At 71.0% G+C, this 15,520-nt stretch carries 10 protein-coding genes; 6 read left to right on the top strand and 4 right to left on the bottom strand.

Annotation, left to right across the window (positions count from 1 at the left end):
* Nucleotides 1-150: 150 nt before the first annotated feature.
* On the bottom strand, nucleotides 151-1,665 hold the full coding sequence (arfA, locus tag ABFY03_RS31650; RefSeq protein ID WP_346171435.1) for an arabinosylfuranosidase ArfA: 1,515 nt from the start codon (nucleotides 1,663-1,665) through the stop codon (nucleotides 151-153).
* Between the two features lie 182 nt (nucleotides 1,666-1,847).
* A complete protein-coding gene (locus ABFY03_RS31645; RefSeq protein WP_346171434.1) occupies nucleotides 1,848-4,760 on the bottom strand; it encodes a glycoside hydrolase family 48 protein in 2,913 nt (970 codons plus the stop codon).
* Between the two features lie 336 nt (nucleotides 4,761-5,096).
* Between ABFY03_RS31645 and ABFY03_RS31640 the strand changes: the two genes are divergently transcribed.
* Both ABFY03_RS31640 and ABFY03_RS31635 read left to right on the top strand, forming a co-directional pair.
* Nucleotides 5,097-6,614, top strand: a complete 1,518-nt coding sequence (locus ABFY03_RS31640) for a cellulase family glycosylhydrolase (protein ID WP_346171433.1) — start codon at nucleotides 5,097-5,099, stop codon at nucleotides 6,612-6,614.
* A 65-nt stretch (nucleotides 6,615-6,679) separates the two neighbouring features.
* Nucleotides 6,680-8,419, top strand: coding sequence for a glycoside hydrolase family 6 protein (locus ABFY03_RS31635; RefSeq protein ID WP_319010410.1), 1,740 nt, complete (start codon nucleotides 6,680-6,682; stop codon nucleotides 8,417-8,419).
* Nucleotides 8,420-8,552: 133 nt separating this feature from the next.
* Here ABFY03_RS31635 and ABFY03_RS31630 read toward each other — a convergent pair whose 3' ends face one another.
* The gene (locus ABFY03_RS31630; protein ID WP_319010409.1) at nucleotides 8,553-9,599 is read right to left on the bottom strand and encodes a LacI family DNA-binding transcriptional regulator; all 1,047 of its coding nucleotides are present in this window, start codon (nucleotides 9,597-9,599) and stop codon (nucleotides 8,553-8,555) included.
* 391 nt (nucleotides 9,600-9,990) lie between these two features.
* On the opposite strand from ABFY03_RS31630, the gene ABFY03_RS31625 reads away from it, so the two are divergent.
* The 4 genes from ABFY03_RS31625 to ABFY03_RS31610 all read left to right on the top strand — a co-directional run bounded on the left by ABFY03_RS31625 (nucleotide 9,991) and on the right by ABFY03_RS31610 (nucleotide 14,899).
* Complete coding sequence (locus tag ABFY03_RS31625) at nucleotides 9,991-11,328, top strand: ABC transporter substrate-binding protein (protein WP_346171432.1); 1,338 nt, start codon at nucleotides 9,991-9,993, stop codon at nucleotides 11,326-11,328.
* Between the two features lie 91 nt (nucleotides 11,329-11,419).
* Entirely contained in the window at nucleotides 11,420-12,430 is a 1,011-nt protein-coding gene (locus ABFY03_RS31620; protein ID WP_319010407.1) for a carbohydrate ABC transporter permease, read from the top strand.
* A 2-nt stretch (nucleotides 12,431-12,432) separates the two neighbouring features.
* Entirely contained in the window at nucleotides 12,433-13,347 is a 915-nt protein-coding gene (locus ABFY03_RS31615) for a carbohydrate ABC transporter permease (protein ID WP_319010406.1), read from the top strand.
* A 109-nt stretch (nucleotides 13,348-13,456) separates the two neighbouring features.
* Nucleotides 13,457-14,899, top strand: coding sequence for a GH1 family beta-glucosidase (locus ABFY03_RS31610; RefSeq protein WP_346171431.1), 1,443 nt, complete (start codon nucleotides 13,457-13,459; stop codon nucleotides 14,897-14,899).
* 65 nt (nucleotides 14,900-14,964) lie between these two features.
* Here the strand turns inward: ABFY03_RS31610 and ABFY03_RS31605 are convergent, their stop codons facing one another.
* Nucleotides 14,965-15,435 (bottom strand): hypothetical protein, encoded by a 471-nt coding sequence (locus ABFY03_RS31605; RefSeq protein WP_319010404.1) that lies wholly within the window; start codon nucleotides 15,433-15,435, stop codon nucleotides 14,965-14,967.
* Nucleotides 15,436-15,520 lie beyond the last annotated feature (85 nt).

Genomic DNA, 15,520 nt, shown 5'->3' with positions numbered 1-15,520 from the left:
TCCCGCGCGTGATTAGAACGTTTCAGGAAAGCGCTTGCTGGGTCACCGTAGGGTTGCCCGTCAGTCACGTCAACGCTTCGGACAGGATCTTTCGAAGCGCTTCAAACCCGGCGCACGCTCCCCTCTGATGAAAGGATTCAAAGCAGCGGATCAGGCCAGCCGTACGACGTTCCACGACAGCGGCTCCAGGACGGCCTTCAGCACCCCGTCCGAGAGCTCCGCCCCGGCCACCTCGTGGGGCACCACCCGCTCCGGTTCGGCCAGGGTGTTGCGCGCCTCCGGGTCGGCGTCGGCGAGCGCGCTGTGCCCCACCACCCTCGTCAACCCGCATCCCCGCAGGGCGACTTCCAGCGGAAGCGACCTCTCCCGGTCGCGGTTGACCGCGAAGACGGTGACGCTCCCGTCCTCGGCGCGCACCGCCGTCGCGTGCAGCAACGGCACCTCGCCGTACTTCTCGGTGCGGTACGCGGGCGAGACCGGCCGCACGTCGAGGACGGTCCCCCGGCCGTGCCGCGCGGCCTGCGCGAAGGGGAAGAAGGTCGTCTGCCGCCAGGCGGGCCCGCCGGGTTCGGTCATGATCGGCGCGATCACGTTCACGAGCTGGGCGAGGCAGGCCACCGCGATCCGGTCGGCGTGCCGCAGCAGCGTGATGAGGAGCGAGCCGAGGACGACCGCGTCGGTGACCGTGTAGACGTCCTCCAGAAGCCGGGGCGCCTCCTGCCAGTCCTCGAAGGGGTGCGGGTTGGGGCGGCGCTGGTACCAGACGTTCCACTCGTCGAAGGAGAGCGTGAGCCGCTTCCCGGACTTCAGCCGGGCCGCCACGTGGTCGCAGGTGGCGACGACCTCCTCGATGAACGCCTCCATGTGGACGGCGGAGGCGAGGAACGAGTCGCGGTCGCCGTCGACCTCCTCGTAGTAGGCGTGCAGCGAGACGTGGTCCACGACCTCGTACGTCTCCGCCAGCACGGTCGCCTCCCAGGCCGCGAAGGTGGGCAGGTCGCGGGCGGAGCTGCCGCAGGCGACGAGTTCGAGGCCCGGGTCGATCTGGCGCAGGGCCCGGGCGGTCTGGGCCGCGAGCCGGCCGTACTCCTCGGCGGTCTTCTGGCCGGTCTGCCAGGTGCCGTCCATCTCGTTGCCGAGGCACCACAGCCGGATGCCGAACGGCTCCTTGTCGCCGTGGGCCACCCGCAGGTCGGAGAGGGCGGTGCCGCCGGGGTGGTTGGCGTACTCGACGAGCTCCATCGCCTCGGTGATGCCGCGGGTGCCGAGGTTCACGGCCATCATCGGCTCGGCCTGCGGGCCGATCTTGCGCAGGAAGCCCATGAACTCGCTCAGGCCGAAGCGGTTGGACTCGGTGGTCCGCCAGGCGGGGTCGAGCCGGCGCGGGCGGTCGGCGACGGGGCCGACGCCGTCCTCCCACCGGTAGCCGGAGACGAAGTTCCCGCCCGGGTAGCGCACGGCGGTGACGCCGAGCTCGCGGACGAGGTCGAGGACGTCGGTGCGCAGGCCCTCGGCGTCGGCGGCGGGGTGGCCGGGCTCGTACACGCCGGTGTAGACGCAGCGCCCCAGGTGCTCGACGAACGAGCCGAAGAGGCGGGGGTCGACGGGACCGACGGTGAAGTCGGGGTCGAGGGTGAAGCGGGCGGTGTGCTCGGGAAGTGACACGCGGATCCCTCTCGATCTCGTTCGGTATTTCGACCAACGGTCGTATGTCCGGACGAGAACGTAGGAGCGGAGCACCCGGGCGTCAATGGATCACCTGCCCCGACGCCCGAAGGCCGGGCGGACCCCTTTCGGGGGCCGCCCGGCCTCGTCGTACGCGGAGCCCGCTCTCGCGGGGCGGGCTGTTATTCGAGCAGCTCCGCGTACGAGCCCATGGCCAGGGCGATGTCCGCCTGGGCCCAGAACCGGTGGTAGGTGAAGACGGGGGCGGCGCCGCCCGCCAGGTACGCCTCGATCTTCGGCCAGGCCGGGTCGTCCTGGTAGAAGGAGCGGATCGAGGCGAAGGTGGAGGTGGAGTTCACCGCGTCGCCGTTCGGCATCACGCCGGACCAGCCGGTCGGCACGTAGACCGGGTCGTCGAAGCGGTTGTAGTCGGCGCGGGTCTCCGCCACGGCGATGCCCAGCGGGTCCTGGTGGTGGTCCCACATGCCGTCGAGGAGGGCCTTGGCGACCCGCTTGGCCTCCGCGTGGCCGGACTTGGCCGCGTAGTAGGTCAGGGTCTTGGCGTAGGCGGCGGCGACACCGACGTCGTTCGTGTAGTCGGCGACGGTGACGTGCAGGCCGTTGTTGGCGCCGGGGTTCGCCGCGTTCCAGGTGTCCGGGGCGCCGGACCACTGGAGCGTGGACGGGATGCGGTAGGTGCCGTCGGGGTTGACCGTGGTCTCCGAGAGCGCCCACGAGACCCACTTGTCGAGGACGGTCTTCGCCTCGGCGTCGCCGGTCTGCTGGTAGTACTCCGCGACCCGCTCCATCGACCACGCCTGGAAGCCGAACCACTGGTTCGACGCCGGGTCGTGGTAGACGGGCTTCTCGTCGTAGAACATGCCGTAGAAGGTCGGGGTGCCGGCCGGCGGAGTGGCGTACCGGCCCTGCCAGCTGTTGGTGGCACCGCCGGCGATGGCGCCCTCGGAGGACTGGAGCCAGCGGTAGAACTCCAGCTGCCGGTCGAGGCTGGTCGCCCAGTCCGCCTGTCCCGTGGCCGACTTCGGCTTCAGCGGGGCGTAGGAGCTGAGGGCGTGGGCCGCGAGCGGGTTCTGGTAGCCGCTGTGGTTGTGGCTGGAGCCGATCCGCCACGACCAGCCGGCCGAGGTGTCGACGGCGCCGCCCCAGGCGTAGTACCAGGACAGCAGGTAGTGGGAGCTGTTCTTGCCGGTGCCGGCCGGGCAGGCGGTCGGGCCGACGCAGTCGCCGATCTTCTTGAAGTACTTGTCGAACATGGCGTACCGCAGGTAGTCGCCCATCTTGGCGGCCTTGCCGACGGTCGTGGCGACCTGGGCGCCCTTGCCCTGCTCCTTGGCCCAGAGGTCGGCCCAGTAGGCGGCCTGGATGGCGCGGGCGTCGGCGTCCGGGGCGTTGGTGTACTTCCACTGCTTGGCGTAGGACGCGTCCCCGGTGAAGATGTCCAGGTAGCCGTTCTTGCCGCCGTAGGAGAAGTTGTCGCAGGTCGGGTGGGTGACGGTCTCCCAGACGGACTCCTGCGGGCCGCGCTGGAAGGTGTTGATGTACGAGGGGCCGGTCGCCGTCGGACCCGCGGAGCACTTGCCCGGCTCGTTGCCGAACCCGTAGACGTTGTCGACGTCCTGGATCCAGTGCATCCCGTAGATGTCGTCGGTGCCGTAGGCGCTCTTCAGCTCGGCCGCGATCGGGTCGGCGCCGGCGCTGACGCCGGAGTCGAGGCGGGCCGGGTACTGCGAGGGGAGGTCCCACTCGGGTGCGTACGTGGCCGGCTTCGAGGCGTTGTAACTGGAGTTCGTGGGCTGGTCGGCGTGGGTCGGGATCATGAACTTCTCCATGGTGTCCCACGCGCCGTTGAACTTGGTCCAGTCGCCGGTGATCTTGCCGTACATGGCCTGGAGCCAGATGAGGTAGCTGTACGCCTCCGAGGTCGTCTCGTGCCCGTGGTCGGGGGCCTCGACGATCAGGGTCTCGACGGAGTGGTACGGGATGCCCTCGGGCGAGAAGTAGCCGTTGGCCGGGTTGGTGATCTTCCCGTACAGGTCGAGGAAGCGGGCGTCGTACGTGGAGTTCGCGGCCAGCTGCGTGACCTGGACCTCGGCCTTGGCGTGGCCGGGGGCGGTCGCGGCGAAGACGGCGACGCCGGTGCCGGTGGTGCCCGCGGTGACGGTCACCTTCTGGGCGGTGTTCCAGTTGGCCGGGGTGAAGGTGAGGGTGGCCGGGGAGGCGGTGAGGTTCGTGTTGCCCGAGGTGCGGGCCACCGTGACCGTGACGTTCGCCGTCGGGGCCGTGGAGAGCTTGAGGTCGAAGGTGCCGGTGGCGCCCTGGCGGACGGCCAACTGGCCCGGCGTGGCGACCAGCGCGGCGCCGGCGGCCACCGTGATGCCGACCGGCGCGGACTCGGCGGAGGCGCCCTGGCTGTCGTACGCCTTGGCGTAGAGGGAGTGGGCACCGGCGGCGAGACCGGCGGCGCTGTGGGTGAACGGCGCGGTGGTGTCGGTGCCGAGCAGGGTCGTGTCGCTGTAGAACTCGACCTTGTCCACGGTGGCGCCGTCGGCCGCGGCGGCGGTGGCGGCGAGCGGGACGGCGGTGCCCTCGGTGTAGACGGCGCCGGCGGCGGGGCTGGTGAGGACGGCGACCGGCGGCTGGTGGGCGCCGGTGCACGGGGTGCCGTTGACGGCGAAGTTCGTGGGTGCGGCGTTGGTGCCCGTGTAGGTGAACTGGCCGCCGGCGGTGACGGCCGCGCCGGCGGCGACGGTGCCGTTCCAGCCGGCGTTGGTGACCGTCACGTTCTTGCCGGACTGGGACCAGACGCCGTTCCAGCCGTTGGCGAGCTTCTGGTCGCCGGCGTAGGAGTAGGTGAGCGTCCAGCCGTTCAGGGCCTCGGAGCCCCGGTTGGTCAGGGTGAGTTCGGCGGTGAAGCCCGAACCCCAGTCGTTGGTCTTGTAGTCGACGCTGCACTGCACGGCGGCGGCCTGCGCGGTGCCGGCCCCGGCTCCGGCGGCCAGCAGGCCGAGGGGGAGCGAGAGCGCGGCCGTCAGGGCGGTCAGATGCCTGCGGGGGCGTTTTCTGATGCGTGGCATGCGGGTGGATCTCCTCGCGGCTCGGGAGGTCGGGTGGTGCCTTGAGCGGGCCGTACGGGGAGTGCGGGGCGGTGCTCGATGGTGCGGGGGCGGGCTTGGAAGCAGGCCCTGCGCGGGCAGGGGGAACAAGCCCTGAACCAGTGGGAGCGCTCCCACTGTGCAAGCGTGACGCAACCACGTCAAGATGCGTGAAGAGTCGAAGGCAGGACACGAGGAATTTCCTCAACTCCTCTTTTGCTTGGCCGCTGTTGACGCTACGGTCTGCCCGACCAGTGGGAGCGATTCCATCCAGTCGGCACGCCGTAGGGGGCGTGCCCTCGCTGCGAGGACTCGCTCATGCGACATCCCCCACGTCTCACCGCGCTGCTCGCAGGAGCAGCGGTCATGGCGGCGAGCACCGCGCTCGCCGTCGTGGGTACGGCCTCAGGAGCCGCGGCCGCACCCGTCTGCACCGTGGAGTACTCGGTCACCAACCAGTGGACCGGCGGCTTCCAGGGTGCGCTCACCGTCACCAACCACAGCACCGCGCTGAACGGCTGGAGCCTCGGCTTCTCCTTCCCGGCCGGCCAGCAGGTCAGCCAGGGCTGGGGCGGCAAGTGGACCCAGTCCGGCGCCGCCGTCACCGTCGCCAACGAGAGCTGGAACGCCCAGCTCGGCACCGGCGCGAAGGTGACGACGGGGTTCATCGCGTCGTGGACGGGGGCCAACACCGCCCCGGCCGCGTTCACGCTCGGCGGAGTGGCCTGCGACGTCGACGGGCCGACCACCCCGCCGACGACCACTCCCCCGACCACGCCACCCACCACCCCGCCCACCTCGCAGCCGCCGACCCCCGTCACCGGCGCGCCCGAACTGTCCGTCACCGGCAACACGTTCACCGACCAGAACGGCGCGGTCCGCCGGCTGCTCGGCGTCAACCGCTCCGGCGGCGAGTTCATGTGCGTCCAGGGCTACGGCATCTGGGACGGTCCGGTCGACGACGCCTCCGTGAAGGCGATCGCCGACTGGAAGGCCAACACGGTCCGCATCCCCCTGAACGAGGAGTGCTGGCTCGGCCTGGACAACATCAAGCCCGAGTACCGGGGCGCCCCCTACGTCGGCGCCGTCAAGGACCTGGTCGCCAAGGTCCTCGCCCACGGCATGACCCCGGTGGTCGAACTGCACTGGAGCCACGGCCAGTACACCGGCAACTCCGCCGGCTGCGCCGACGTGCACGCCTCGTGCCAGAAGCCGATGCCCAACGCCCGGTACACCCCGGCGTTCTGGACCTCGGTGGCCGACACGTTCAAGCACGACAAGCGGGTCGTCTTCGACCTCTTCAACGAGCCCTATCCGGACCGGGCGACCGCCACCGCGACCCAGGCGTGGACCTGCTGGCGCGACGGCGGCACCTGCCCCGGCATCGGGTACGAGGTCGCCGGCATGCAGGACCTGGTGGACGCGGTCCGCGCCACGGGGGCGAAGAACCTGATCCTCGTCCCGGGCCTCGCGTACTCCAACGACCTCAGCCAGTGGCTGACGTACCGCCCCACGGATCCGGCGGCGAATCTGGCCGCCGCCTGGCACGTCTACAACTTCAACACCTGCTCCACCGAGACGTGCTGGAACGACACCCTCGCCCCCGTCGCCGCGCAGGTACCCCTGCTGGCCGGCGAGATCGGCGAGAACACCTGCGGACACGCGTTCATCGACCGCGTCATGAAGTGGTTCGACGACCGCGGGCTCTCGTACCTGGGCTGGACCTGGAACACCTGGAACTGCAACTCCGGTCCCGCGCTGATCAGTTCGTACGACGGCACACCCACCGCGTTCGGCATCGGGCTGCGCGACCACCTGCGCGCGGTGAACCCGTGAGGTCCGCCCGTCCCGTCCCTCCCGCACACCACCCGCACACCACCCCGAAAGGAACCCCCACCCCCATGAGCCGCACCAGCCGTACCGCCCTTCTGGCGGCCCTCGGCCTCGTCACCGCGACCGGGGCCACCGCCACGGTCTTCGGCGCCACCGCCGGCGCCGCGACCCCCGGCTGCAAGGTCGACTACACCATCACCAACCAGTGGAACACCGGCTTCGGCGCCAACGTCGCGGTCACCAACACCGGCGACCCGGTGACCTCCTGGACGCTGGAGTGGAGCTACGGCGGCAACCAGCAGGTCACCCAGGGCTGGAACGCCACCATCACCCAGTCCGGCGCCGCCGTCACCGCCAAGAGCATGTCCTACAACGGCACGCTCGCGACCGGCGGTTCGACGTCCTTCGGCTTCAACGGCTCCTACAGCGGGACCAACGCCGTACCGACGACCTTCAAGCTCAACGGCGTCACCTGCAACACCACCACGCAGCCGACGGACCCGCCGACCACGCCCCCGACGACCCCGCCCACGACGCCGCCGACCACCCCGCCCGGCCAGAAGGCGGACAACCCGTACGCCGGCGCCAAGGTGTACGTGAACCCCGAGTGGTCCGCGAACGCCGCCGCCGAACCGGGCGGCAGCAGGATCTCGAACCAGCCCACCGGCGTCTGGCTGGACCGCACCGCCGCGATCAACGGCGTCAACGGCGGCATGGGCCTGCGCGCCCACCTCGACGAGGCCCTCCGCCAGAAGGGCTCCGGCGAGCTGGTCGTCCAGTTCGTGATCTACAACCTGCCCGGCCGCGACTGCGCCGCGCTCGCCTCCAACGGCGAGCTGGGCCCCACGGAGATCGACCGCTACAAGACCGAGTACATCGACCCGATCGCGGCGATCCTCTCGGACCCGAAGTACGCGGGCCTGCGGATCGTCACCACCGTCGAGATCGACTCCCTCCCCAACCTCGTGACGAACGTGGCCGGCCGTCCGACCGAGACCGCCAACTGCAACGTCATGAAGGAGAACGGCAACTACATCAAGGGCGTCGGCTACGCGCTCAACAAGCTCGGCGCGATCCCGAACGTCTACAACTACGTCGACGCGGGCCACCACGGCTGGCTCGGCTGGGACTCCAACTTCGGACCCTCCGCGGAGCTGTTCAAGACGGCCGCGACCGCCGAGGGCTCGACCGTCGCCAACGTCCACGGCTTCATCGTGAACACCGCCAACTACAGCGCGCTGAAGGAGGACCACTTCAAGGTCACCGACAGCGTCAACGGCACCTCCGTGCGCACGTCGAAGTGGATCGACTGGAACCAGTACGTCGACGAGCTCTCCTACGCCCAGGCGATGCGCGACAAGCTGGTCTCGATCGGCTTCGACAGCAAGATCGGCATGCTGATCGACACCTCCCGGAACGGCTGGGGCGGCACCGCCCGGCCCACCGGTCCGGGCGCCCTCACCAGCGTCGACACCTACGTCAACGGCGGCCGCTTCGACCGGCGCATCAACCCCGGCAACTGGTGCAACCAGTCCGGGGCGGGCCTCGGCGAGCGTCCCCAGGCGGCCCCGGCCGCCGGCATCGACGCGTACGTCTGGATGAAGCCCCCGGGCGAGTCCGACGGCGCGTCGAAGGAGATCCCGAACGACGAGGGCAAGGGCTTCGACCGCATGTGCGACCCGACCTACACGGGCAACGTCCGTAACGGCAACAGCATGTCCGGCGCCCTTCCCGACGCGCCGCTCGCGGGCAAGTGGTTCTCCGCCCAGTTCCAGGAGCTCATGAGGAACGCGCACCCGGCGCTGTGACCCCTCCGCCCCGCGCCCGGATCCGGCGGACCGGGCGCGGGGCCGGAGCGTCCACGAGACGGCCGGACGGGACCCCCACGGTCCCGTCCGGCCGTTCCCTCGTCCGGGGAGCCGGGGCGTGCGCCCCCGGGGCTCAGCAGGACCCCCGGACCACCAGCTCCGTCGGGAAGACCCGGCGCGGGTCCTCCGGCGAGCCCGCGACGGCGTGGAGGAGCATCCGGGCCATCGTGCGGCCCATGCGCTCCGTCGGCTGCCGGACGCTCGTCAGCGGCGGGTCCATCAGGCGGGCCACCGGGGAGTCGTCGACGCCGACGAGGGCCACGTCCTCGGGGATGCGGCGGCCCGCCTCGCGCAGGGCGCCGCGGGCGCCGGCGGCCATCACGTCGGAGGCGACGAAGACGGCGTCCAGGTCCGGGCGGCGGGCGAGGAGTTCGCGCATGGCCGCGCGGCCGCCCGCCTCGGTGAAGTCGCCGGGCGCGACCAGGCCCTCGTCGGGCGCGTGGCCCGCCTCGGCGAGGCCGGCGCGGTAGCCGCCGAGACGGGCCCGGGCGACGTACATGTCCAGCGGGCCGGTGACGGTGGCGATGCGCCGCCTGCCGCGGCCCACCAGGTGGGCGACGGCGGCGCGGCCGGCGCCGATGTTGTCGGAGTCGACGTAGGGGACGGGCTCGGCCTCGGAGCGGCGCCCGTTCATGACGACCGGGATGCCGAGTTCGCGGATGCGGTCGGGCAGCGGGTCGTCGCCGTGCACGGAGGCGAGGAGGACGCCGTCGACGCGCTGGGCGGCCAGGTACTGCTCGAAGCGCTGGCGCTCCTGCTCGCTGCGGACCAGGGTGAGCAGCAGTTGCTTGTCGGCCTCGGCCAGTTCGGCGCTGACGCCGCGGATGAGGTCGAGGAAGTAGGGCTCGGCGAAGAGCCGCGCCTCGGCCTCCGGGATGACGAGGGCGACGGCGTCCGTGCGGCTGCCGGCGAGCGCGCGGGCGGCCTGGTTGGGTACGTAGCCGAGCTCGGCGACGGCCCGCGCCACGGCGGCGCGGGTCTGCTCGCTCACGCGCGGGGAGCCGTTGATGACCCGCGAGACGGTGCCCCGGCCGACCCCGGCACGGGCCGCGACCTGCTCCAGGGTGGGTCTGCTGTTCTGCCGTCCGTTCACCGTCGCCGTACTCCCCTCGTCGGACATCGCGCCGCTCACCAGGGCCTCGGCTGGGCGGACCCTCCGGCGGGCGGAGCGGCCGTGCAGGTGGAAAGGGGCCCGCGGGGGCCCCACCGGGATGGGAGCGCTCCCACCCTAGAGCACCGCCCTCCCGCCGCGCCACGCGCGCGTTCAGGAGATGACGTGAAGACCCGCGTCCTGGCGCCCCGAAACCCGCCGAACACCTTCCGGTAACGAATCCGCGTTCATGTCTTGACACCCCCACCTCCCCGGCGGCAACCTTCCGGCAACGACGTGGGAGCGCTCCCATCAGGGGAGTCGGCACAGCCTGCATCAGGTCCCAGGGCCCGCCGAGCCGCGAGCAGCCGGCCGGACCTCTTGGCGCACAACGAGCACCACCTTGGACGAGGAGAGTGGAATGCGCACTTCCAGCAGCAGACGTGGTCGTCGCACGGCCGCCGCGGCGGTCGCCGCAGTGGTGACCGGCACGGTCCTGCTCACCGGTTGCGGAAGCGACACGGACGACGAGGCCGGGAAGGACGCCGGCAAGATCACGCTGCGGGTCGGCACCTTCGGCTCGTTCGGCTACGACAACAAGACGGGCGCGAAGCTCTACGCGGAGTACGAGCGGCTCCACCCGAACATCAAGATCGAGGAGTCGAACGTCTCCGACGGTCAGAAGTACTGGGACACCCTGAAGCTGCGCCTCTCCCAGAACAGCGGCGTCGCCGACATCCAGGCGATCGAGGTCGGCTACATCGCCGAGGCCACCGGCGAGAGCATGGCCTCCAAGTGGGTCGACCTGAGCAAGGAGGGCGGCGCCGACACCTCCAAGTTCCTCGACTGGAAGGTCAAGCAGGCCACCACCGGCGACGGCAAGGTCATCGCCCTCGGCACCGACATCGGCCCGATGGCCGTCTGCTACAACAAGGAGCTCTTCGGCAAGGCCAAGCTGCCCACCGACCGCGAAGAGGTCGGCAAGCTGTGGAACGGCGACTGGTCGAAGTTCCTCACGGTCGGCGAGACGTACAAGAAGAACGCGCCGGCCGGCACCGCCTTCCACGACTCCGCGAGCGGCCTCTTCAACGCGGTGCTCTCCAGCGACCCGGTCCAGTACGCGAACTCCAGCGGCCAGCTCGACTGGGAGAACAGCCCCGGCGTGAAGAAGGCGTGGGAGCTCGGCGTGAAGGCGGCCGAGGGCGGACTCACCGCCAAGCTGCGCCAGTTCGACGAGAAGGGCACCTGGAACGCGGCCTTCAAGAACTCCAAGTTCGCCACCGTCGCCTGCCCCTCCTGGATGACCGGCATCATCAAGGACCAGGCCGGCCCCGCCAACCAGGGCAAGTGGGACATCGCCGCGCCGCCGGTCGCCGGCAACTGGGGCGGCTCCTTCCTCGCCGTGCCCAAGGCGAGCAAGCACGCCAAGGAGGCCGCCGAGCTCGCCGCCTGGCTGACCGCCCCCGAGCAGCACGCCAAGGTCTTCGCGGTGAACGGCAACATCCCGTCCACCAAGGACACCCTCCTCTCGTCCACCGTGCAGAACGCCAAGCTGCCGTACTTCGGCGACACCCCCGTCGGCAAGATCTTCTCCTCGGCGGCGGCCGGCATCCAGCCCGCCGTGATCAGCCGCTACGACGGCCAGGTGAAGACCTTCCTCACCGACAACGGCATCCTCGACATCGAGCAGCGGGGCACCGACCCGGCCAAGGCGTGGGAGAACGTCAAGAAGCTGGTCGAGGACAAGATCGACCAGTAGCGGGGACCGTGTGCCGGCCCGCCGCCAGCGACGGGCGGCGGGCCGGCACCGTCCGCACCACCGCACGCATCGACCTGGAAGGACGCCACCCGTGGCCACCTCCGTACGGGCGGAGCAGGGCGGCACCCCGCCGCCCGCCGCACCGCCCTCCCCGCCCGCCCCCCGCGGCCGGCGCCGCCGCTCCGGCCCCGGAGGCTGGCGCAGCACCCTCTACCGCTGGGACGTCAAGGCGATCCCGTACGTCTTCATCGCCCCCTTCTTCCTCACCTTCGCCGCCTTCGGCCTCTTCCCGCTGATCTACACCGGCTACCTCTCGCTCAACCGGGTCGAGCTCGGCGGCACCGCCGAGTGGAAGGGCCTGGAGAACTACACGGACCTCGCCACCAGCGAGTTCTTCTGGAACGCGCTGCTCAACACCTTCACCATCGGCGTCATCTCCACCGTCCCGCAGCTGCTGATGGCCCTCGGCCTCGCCCACCTGCTGAACTACAAGCTCCGCGGCCGCGGCTTCTTCCGGGTCGCGATCCTCGCCCCGTACGCCACCTCGATCGCGGCGGCGACGCTGGTCTTCGCCCAGCTCTTCAACACCGACTACGGGATGATCAACACCCTCCTCGACTGGGTCGGGATCGGGCCGATCGACTGGAACAACTCCAAGTGGCCGGCGCAGATCGCGATCTCCGTGATCGTCACCTGGCGCTGGACCGGCTACAACGCGCTGATCTACCTCGCCGCCATGCAGGCCGTGCCGCAGGACCTCTACGAGGCCGCCTCGCTGGACGGGGCCTCCCGCTGGCGCCAGTTCATCAGCGTCACCATCCCCTCCATCCGGCCGACGATCTTCTTCACCATCATCGTCTCCACCATCGGCGCCACCCAGCTCTTCGGCGAGCCGATGCTCTTCGGCGGCAGCGTCGGCATCAGCGGCGGCAGCGGCCACCAGTTCCAGACGCTGAGCCTCCTGATGTACGAAAAGGGATGGATCACCGGCGCGCTGGGCTCCGCCTCGGCGATCGCCTGGGTCATGCTGGCGCTCCTGCTGCTCCTCGGCGGCATCCAGGCGCTCGTCTCCCGCCGCAACCGCAAGAAGCTGGGGGACTGACCATGGCCCGCACCCTCGACACCACCCCGACCGTCGAGCCGAAGACGCCCGGCGAGCGCCCGGCGCGCCGCCGCTTCCGCCAGACGGCGGGCCGGCAGCACCACGCCGGACCGCTCACCTACGTCCTGCTGGTCGCCGCCACGATCGTCTCGCTCTTCCCGCTGTACTGGAACGTGGTCGCCGCCTCGCACACCGGCGACCGGGTGGTCCAGGCCCCGGCGCCGCTGCTGCCCGGCTCCCGCCTCCTCGACAACCTCAGCTTCGCCTGGGACCAGGTCGACATGGGCGAGGCGCTGATCAACACCACCGTCGTGGCGAGCCTGGTGGCCGCCTCGACCGTCCTCTTCTCCACCCTCGCCGGCTTCGCCTTCGCCAAGCTGCCCTTCAAGGGCCGCGGCATGCTGCTCTCGCTGGTGGTCGCCACCATGACGATCCCCCCGCAGCTCAGCGTCATCCCGCTCTACCAGATCATCACCGACCTCGGCTGGTTCGACCAGCTCCAGTCCGTGGTGCTGCCCTCGCTCGTCGCGGCCTTCGGTGTCTTCTTCATGCGCCAGTTCCTGGTCGAGGCGCTGCCCGTCGAACTGGTCGAGGCGGCCCGGATGGACGGGGCGCACAGCCTCCGCGTCATCTGGCACGTCGTCTTCCCGGTGGCCCGGCCGGCCATGGCCGTGCTCGGCATGCTCGTCTTCGTGCAGGCGTGGAACGACTTCTTCTGGCCGTTCATCGCGCTCACCCCGGACGGCAACCCGACCCTCCAGGTCGCGCTCGCCGGACTCGGCGCGGGCAACCACACCGTGGACCACGCGATCGTGCTGACCGGCGCGCTCATATCGACCGTGCCGCTGCTGCTGGTCTTCGCCTTCCTGGGCAAGCACATCGTGGGCGGCATCACGGCCGGCGCGGTCAAGAGCTGACCGGCCCGCCCCCTCCTCCGTACCGCAACCCTCTCGGCCCCGTCCGGGTCCGCCGCAGTCGCCGGATCCGAACGGGCCGTCCCTCACCCCGCGTTGGGAGCTCTCTCCTATGACCGCGTCCGAAACCCGGCCGCTCACCGCCGTCCGCCAGTTCCCCTCCGACTTCCTCTGGGGCGCGGCCACCGCCGCCTACCAGATCGAGGGAGCGGCCCGCGAGGACGGCCGCACGCCGTCCATCTGGGACACCTTCTCGCACACCCCCGGCAAGGTCTTCGAGGGCCACACCGGCGACGTGGCCGTCGACCACTACCACCGGTTCCGCGACGACGTCGCCCTCATGGCCGAACTCGGCCTGAACGCCTACCGGTTCTCCGTCTCCTGGTCGCGGGTCCAGCCCACCGGCCGGGGCCCCGCCGTCCAGAAGGGCCTGGACTTCTACCGGGCGCTGGTGGACGAGCTGCTCGCCGCCGGCATCGAGCCCGCCCTCACCCTCTACCACTGGGACCTGCCGCAGGAGCTGGAGGACGCCGGCGGCTGGCCCGAGCGCGCCACGGCCGAGCGGTTCGCCGAGTACGCCGGGATCGTCGCGGACGCCGTCGGCGACCGGGTCAAGCGGTGGACGACGCTCAACGAGCCCTGGTGCTCCGCCTTCCTCGGCTACGGCTCCGGGGTGCACGCCCCCGGCCGCACCGACCCGGTCGCCTCGCTGCGCGCCGCCCACCACCTCAACCTGGGCCACGGGCTCGCCGTCCAGGCGCTGCGCGCCGCCCTGCCGGCGGACCGGCAGATCGCGGTCTCGCTCAACCTGCACGAGGTGCGGCCGCGCACCACCTCCGCCGAGGACCTGGAGGCGGCCCGCCGGATCGACGCCGTCGGCAACCGGGTCTGGCTGGGCCCGATGCTGGAGGGCGCCTACCCGGAGGACCTGCTCGCCGACACCCGGCACCTCACCGACTGGTCCTTCGTGCAGGACGGCGACACGGCGACGGCGAACCAGCCGCTGGACTTCCTCGCCATCAACTACTACGCGCCCACCCTGGTGGCGCACGTCGCGGAGGGCGAGGAGAAGCCGCAGGACGACGGGCACGGCGACAGCGCCCACTCGCCGTGGCCGGGCGCCGACTCGGTCGCCTTCCACCGCGCGCCCGGCGAGCGGACGGCGATGGGCTGGCCGGTGGACCCGACCGGCCTGTACGACCTGCTGCGCCGGACCTCGGAGGCGTACCCGGGCCTGCCGCTGGTGATCAGCGAGAACGGGGCCGCGTACGAGGACGTCGTCGGCGAGGACGGCGGGGTGCACGACCCGGAGCGCACCGCCTACGTGCACGCCCATCTGGCGGAGGTGCACCGGGCGATCGCCGACGGCATCGACGTCCGGGGCTACTACCTGTGGTCGCTGCTGGACAACTTCGAGTGGGCGTACGGCTACGCGAAGCGGTTCGGCATGGTCCACGTCGACTACGACACCCTGCGGCGCACCCCCAAGACCAGCGCCCGCTGGTACTCCGGGGTGGCCCGCTCGGGCGTGCTGCACGCGCCCGACGCGGTCTGAGCCGTGACGTGAGGAAGGGCCGTGCCGGGTCACCGGCACGGCCCTCAGCCGTTCTTGACGCGTGATCAGATGTCGACGACCCGGTAGCCGATGACGTAGACGCCGCCGGAGCCCTCGACGGTCCGCCACTGGGTCTCGGCGCCGACCTCGCTGCCGGTGACCAGGGTGGAGCCGAGCTTGTCGTCGCCGCCGAAGGTGTCCTTGTCCCACAGGGTCAGGGTGCGCGCCTGCTCCTTGCCGAGGATGAGGGCGGCGTTGCCGTTGCCGTCCGCCATGGAGCGGACGTAGCCGGAGCCCATCGTCTGGTAGCTGATGCCGTTGCCCGGCCAGACCTTGACGGCGTTGCCGTTGGCGTCGGTGATCTTGAGGTACGCCTCGTCGTGGTCGCCCTCGCTGTTCTGCTGGCAGTGGAGCTCGTAGAGCTCGATCCGCACGTAGTCGATCGGCTCGGCCTGGGCGGTGCCGGCGAAGGCGGCGATGCTGCCGAGCCCGAGGAGGGCGGTGGCGGCGGCGCGAGCGACGCGGTTCCTGCGCATGGTGTGTCTCCCCCGAAGGTGTGCGTTTTCCTGTTCTCCTGCGTGCCGTTCCCCCGGCACGTCCCTTACTGTGCCGCCTCTCCCC

The organism is Streptomyces roseofulvus (assembly GCF_039534915.1).
In the GTDB taxonomy this organism is placed as follows: domain Bacteria; phylum Actinomycetota; class Actinomycetes; order Streptomycetales; family Streptomycetaceae; genus Streptomyces; species Streptomyces roseofulvus.
Note: the sequence above shows the minus strand (reverse complement) of the source record. Positions and strands in the feature narration are given on the sequence as shown.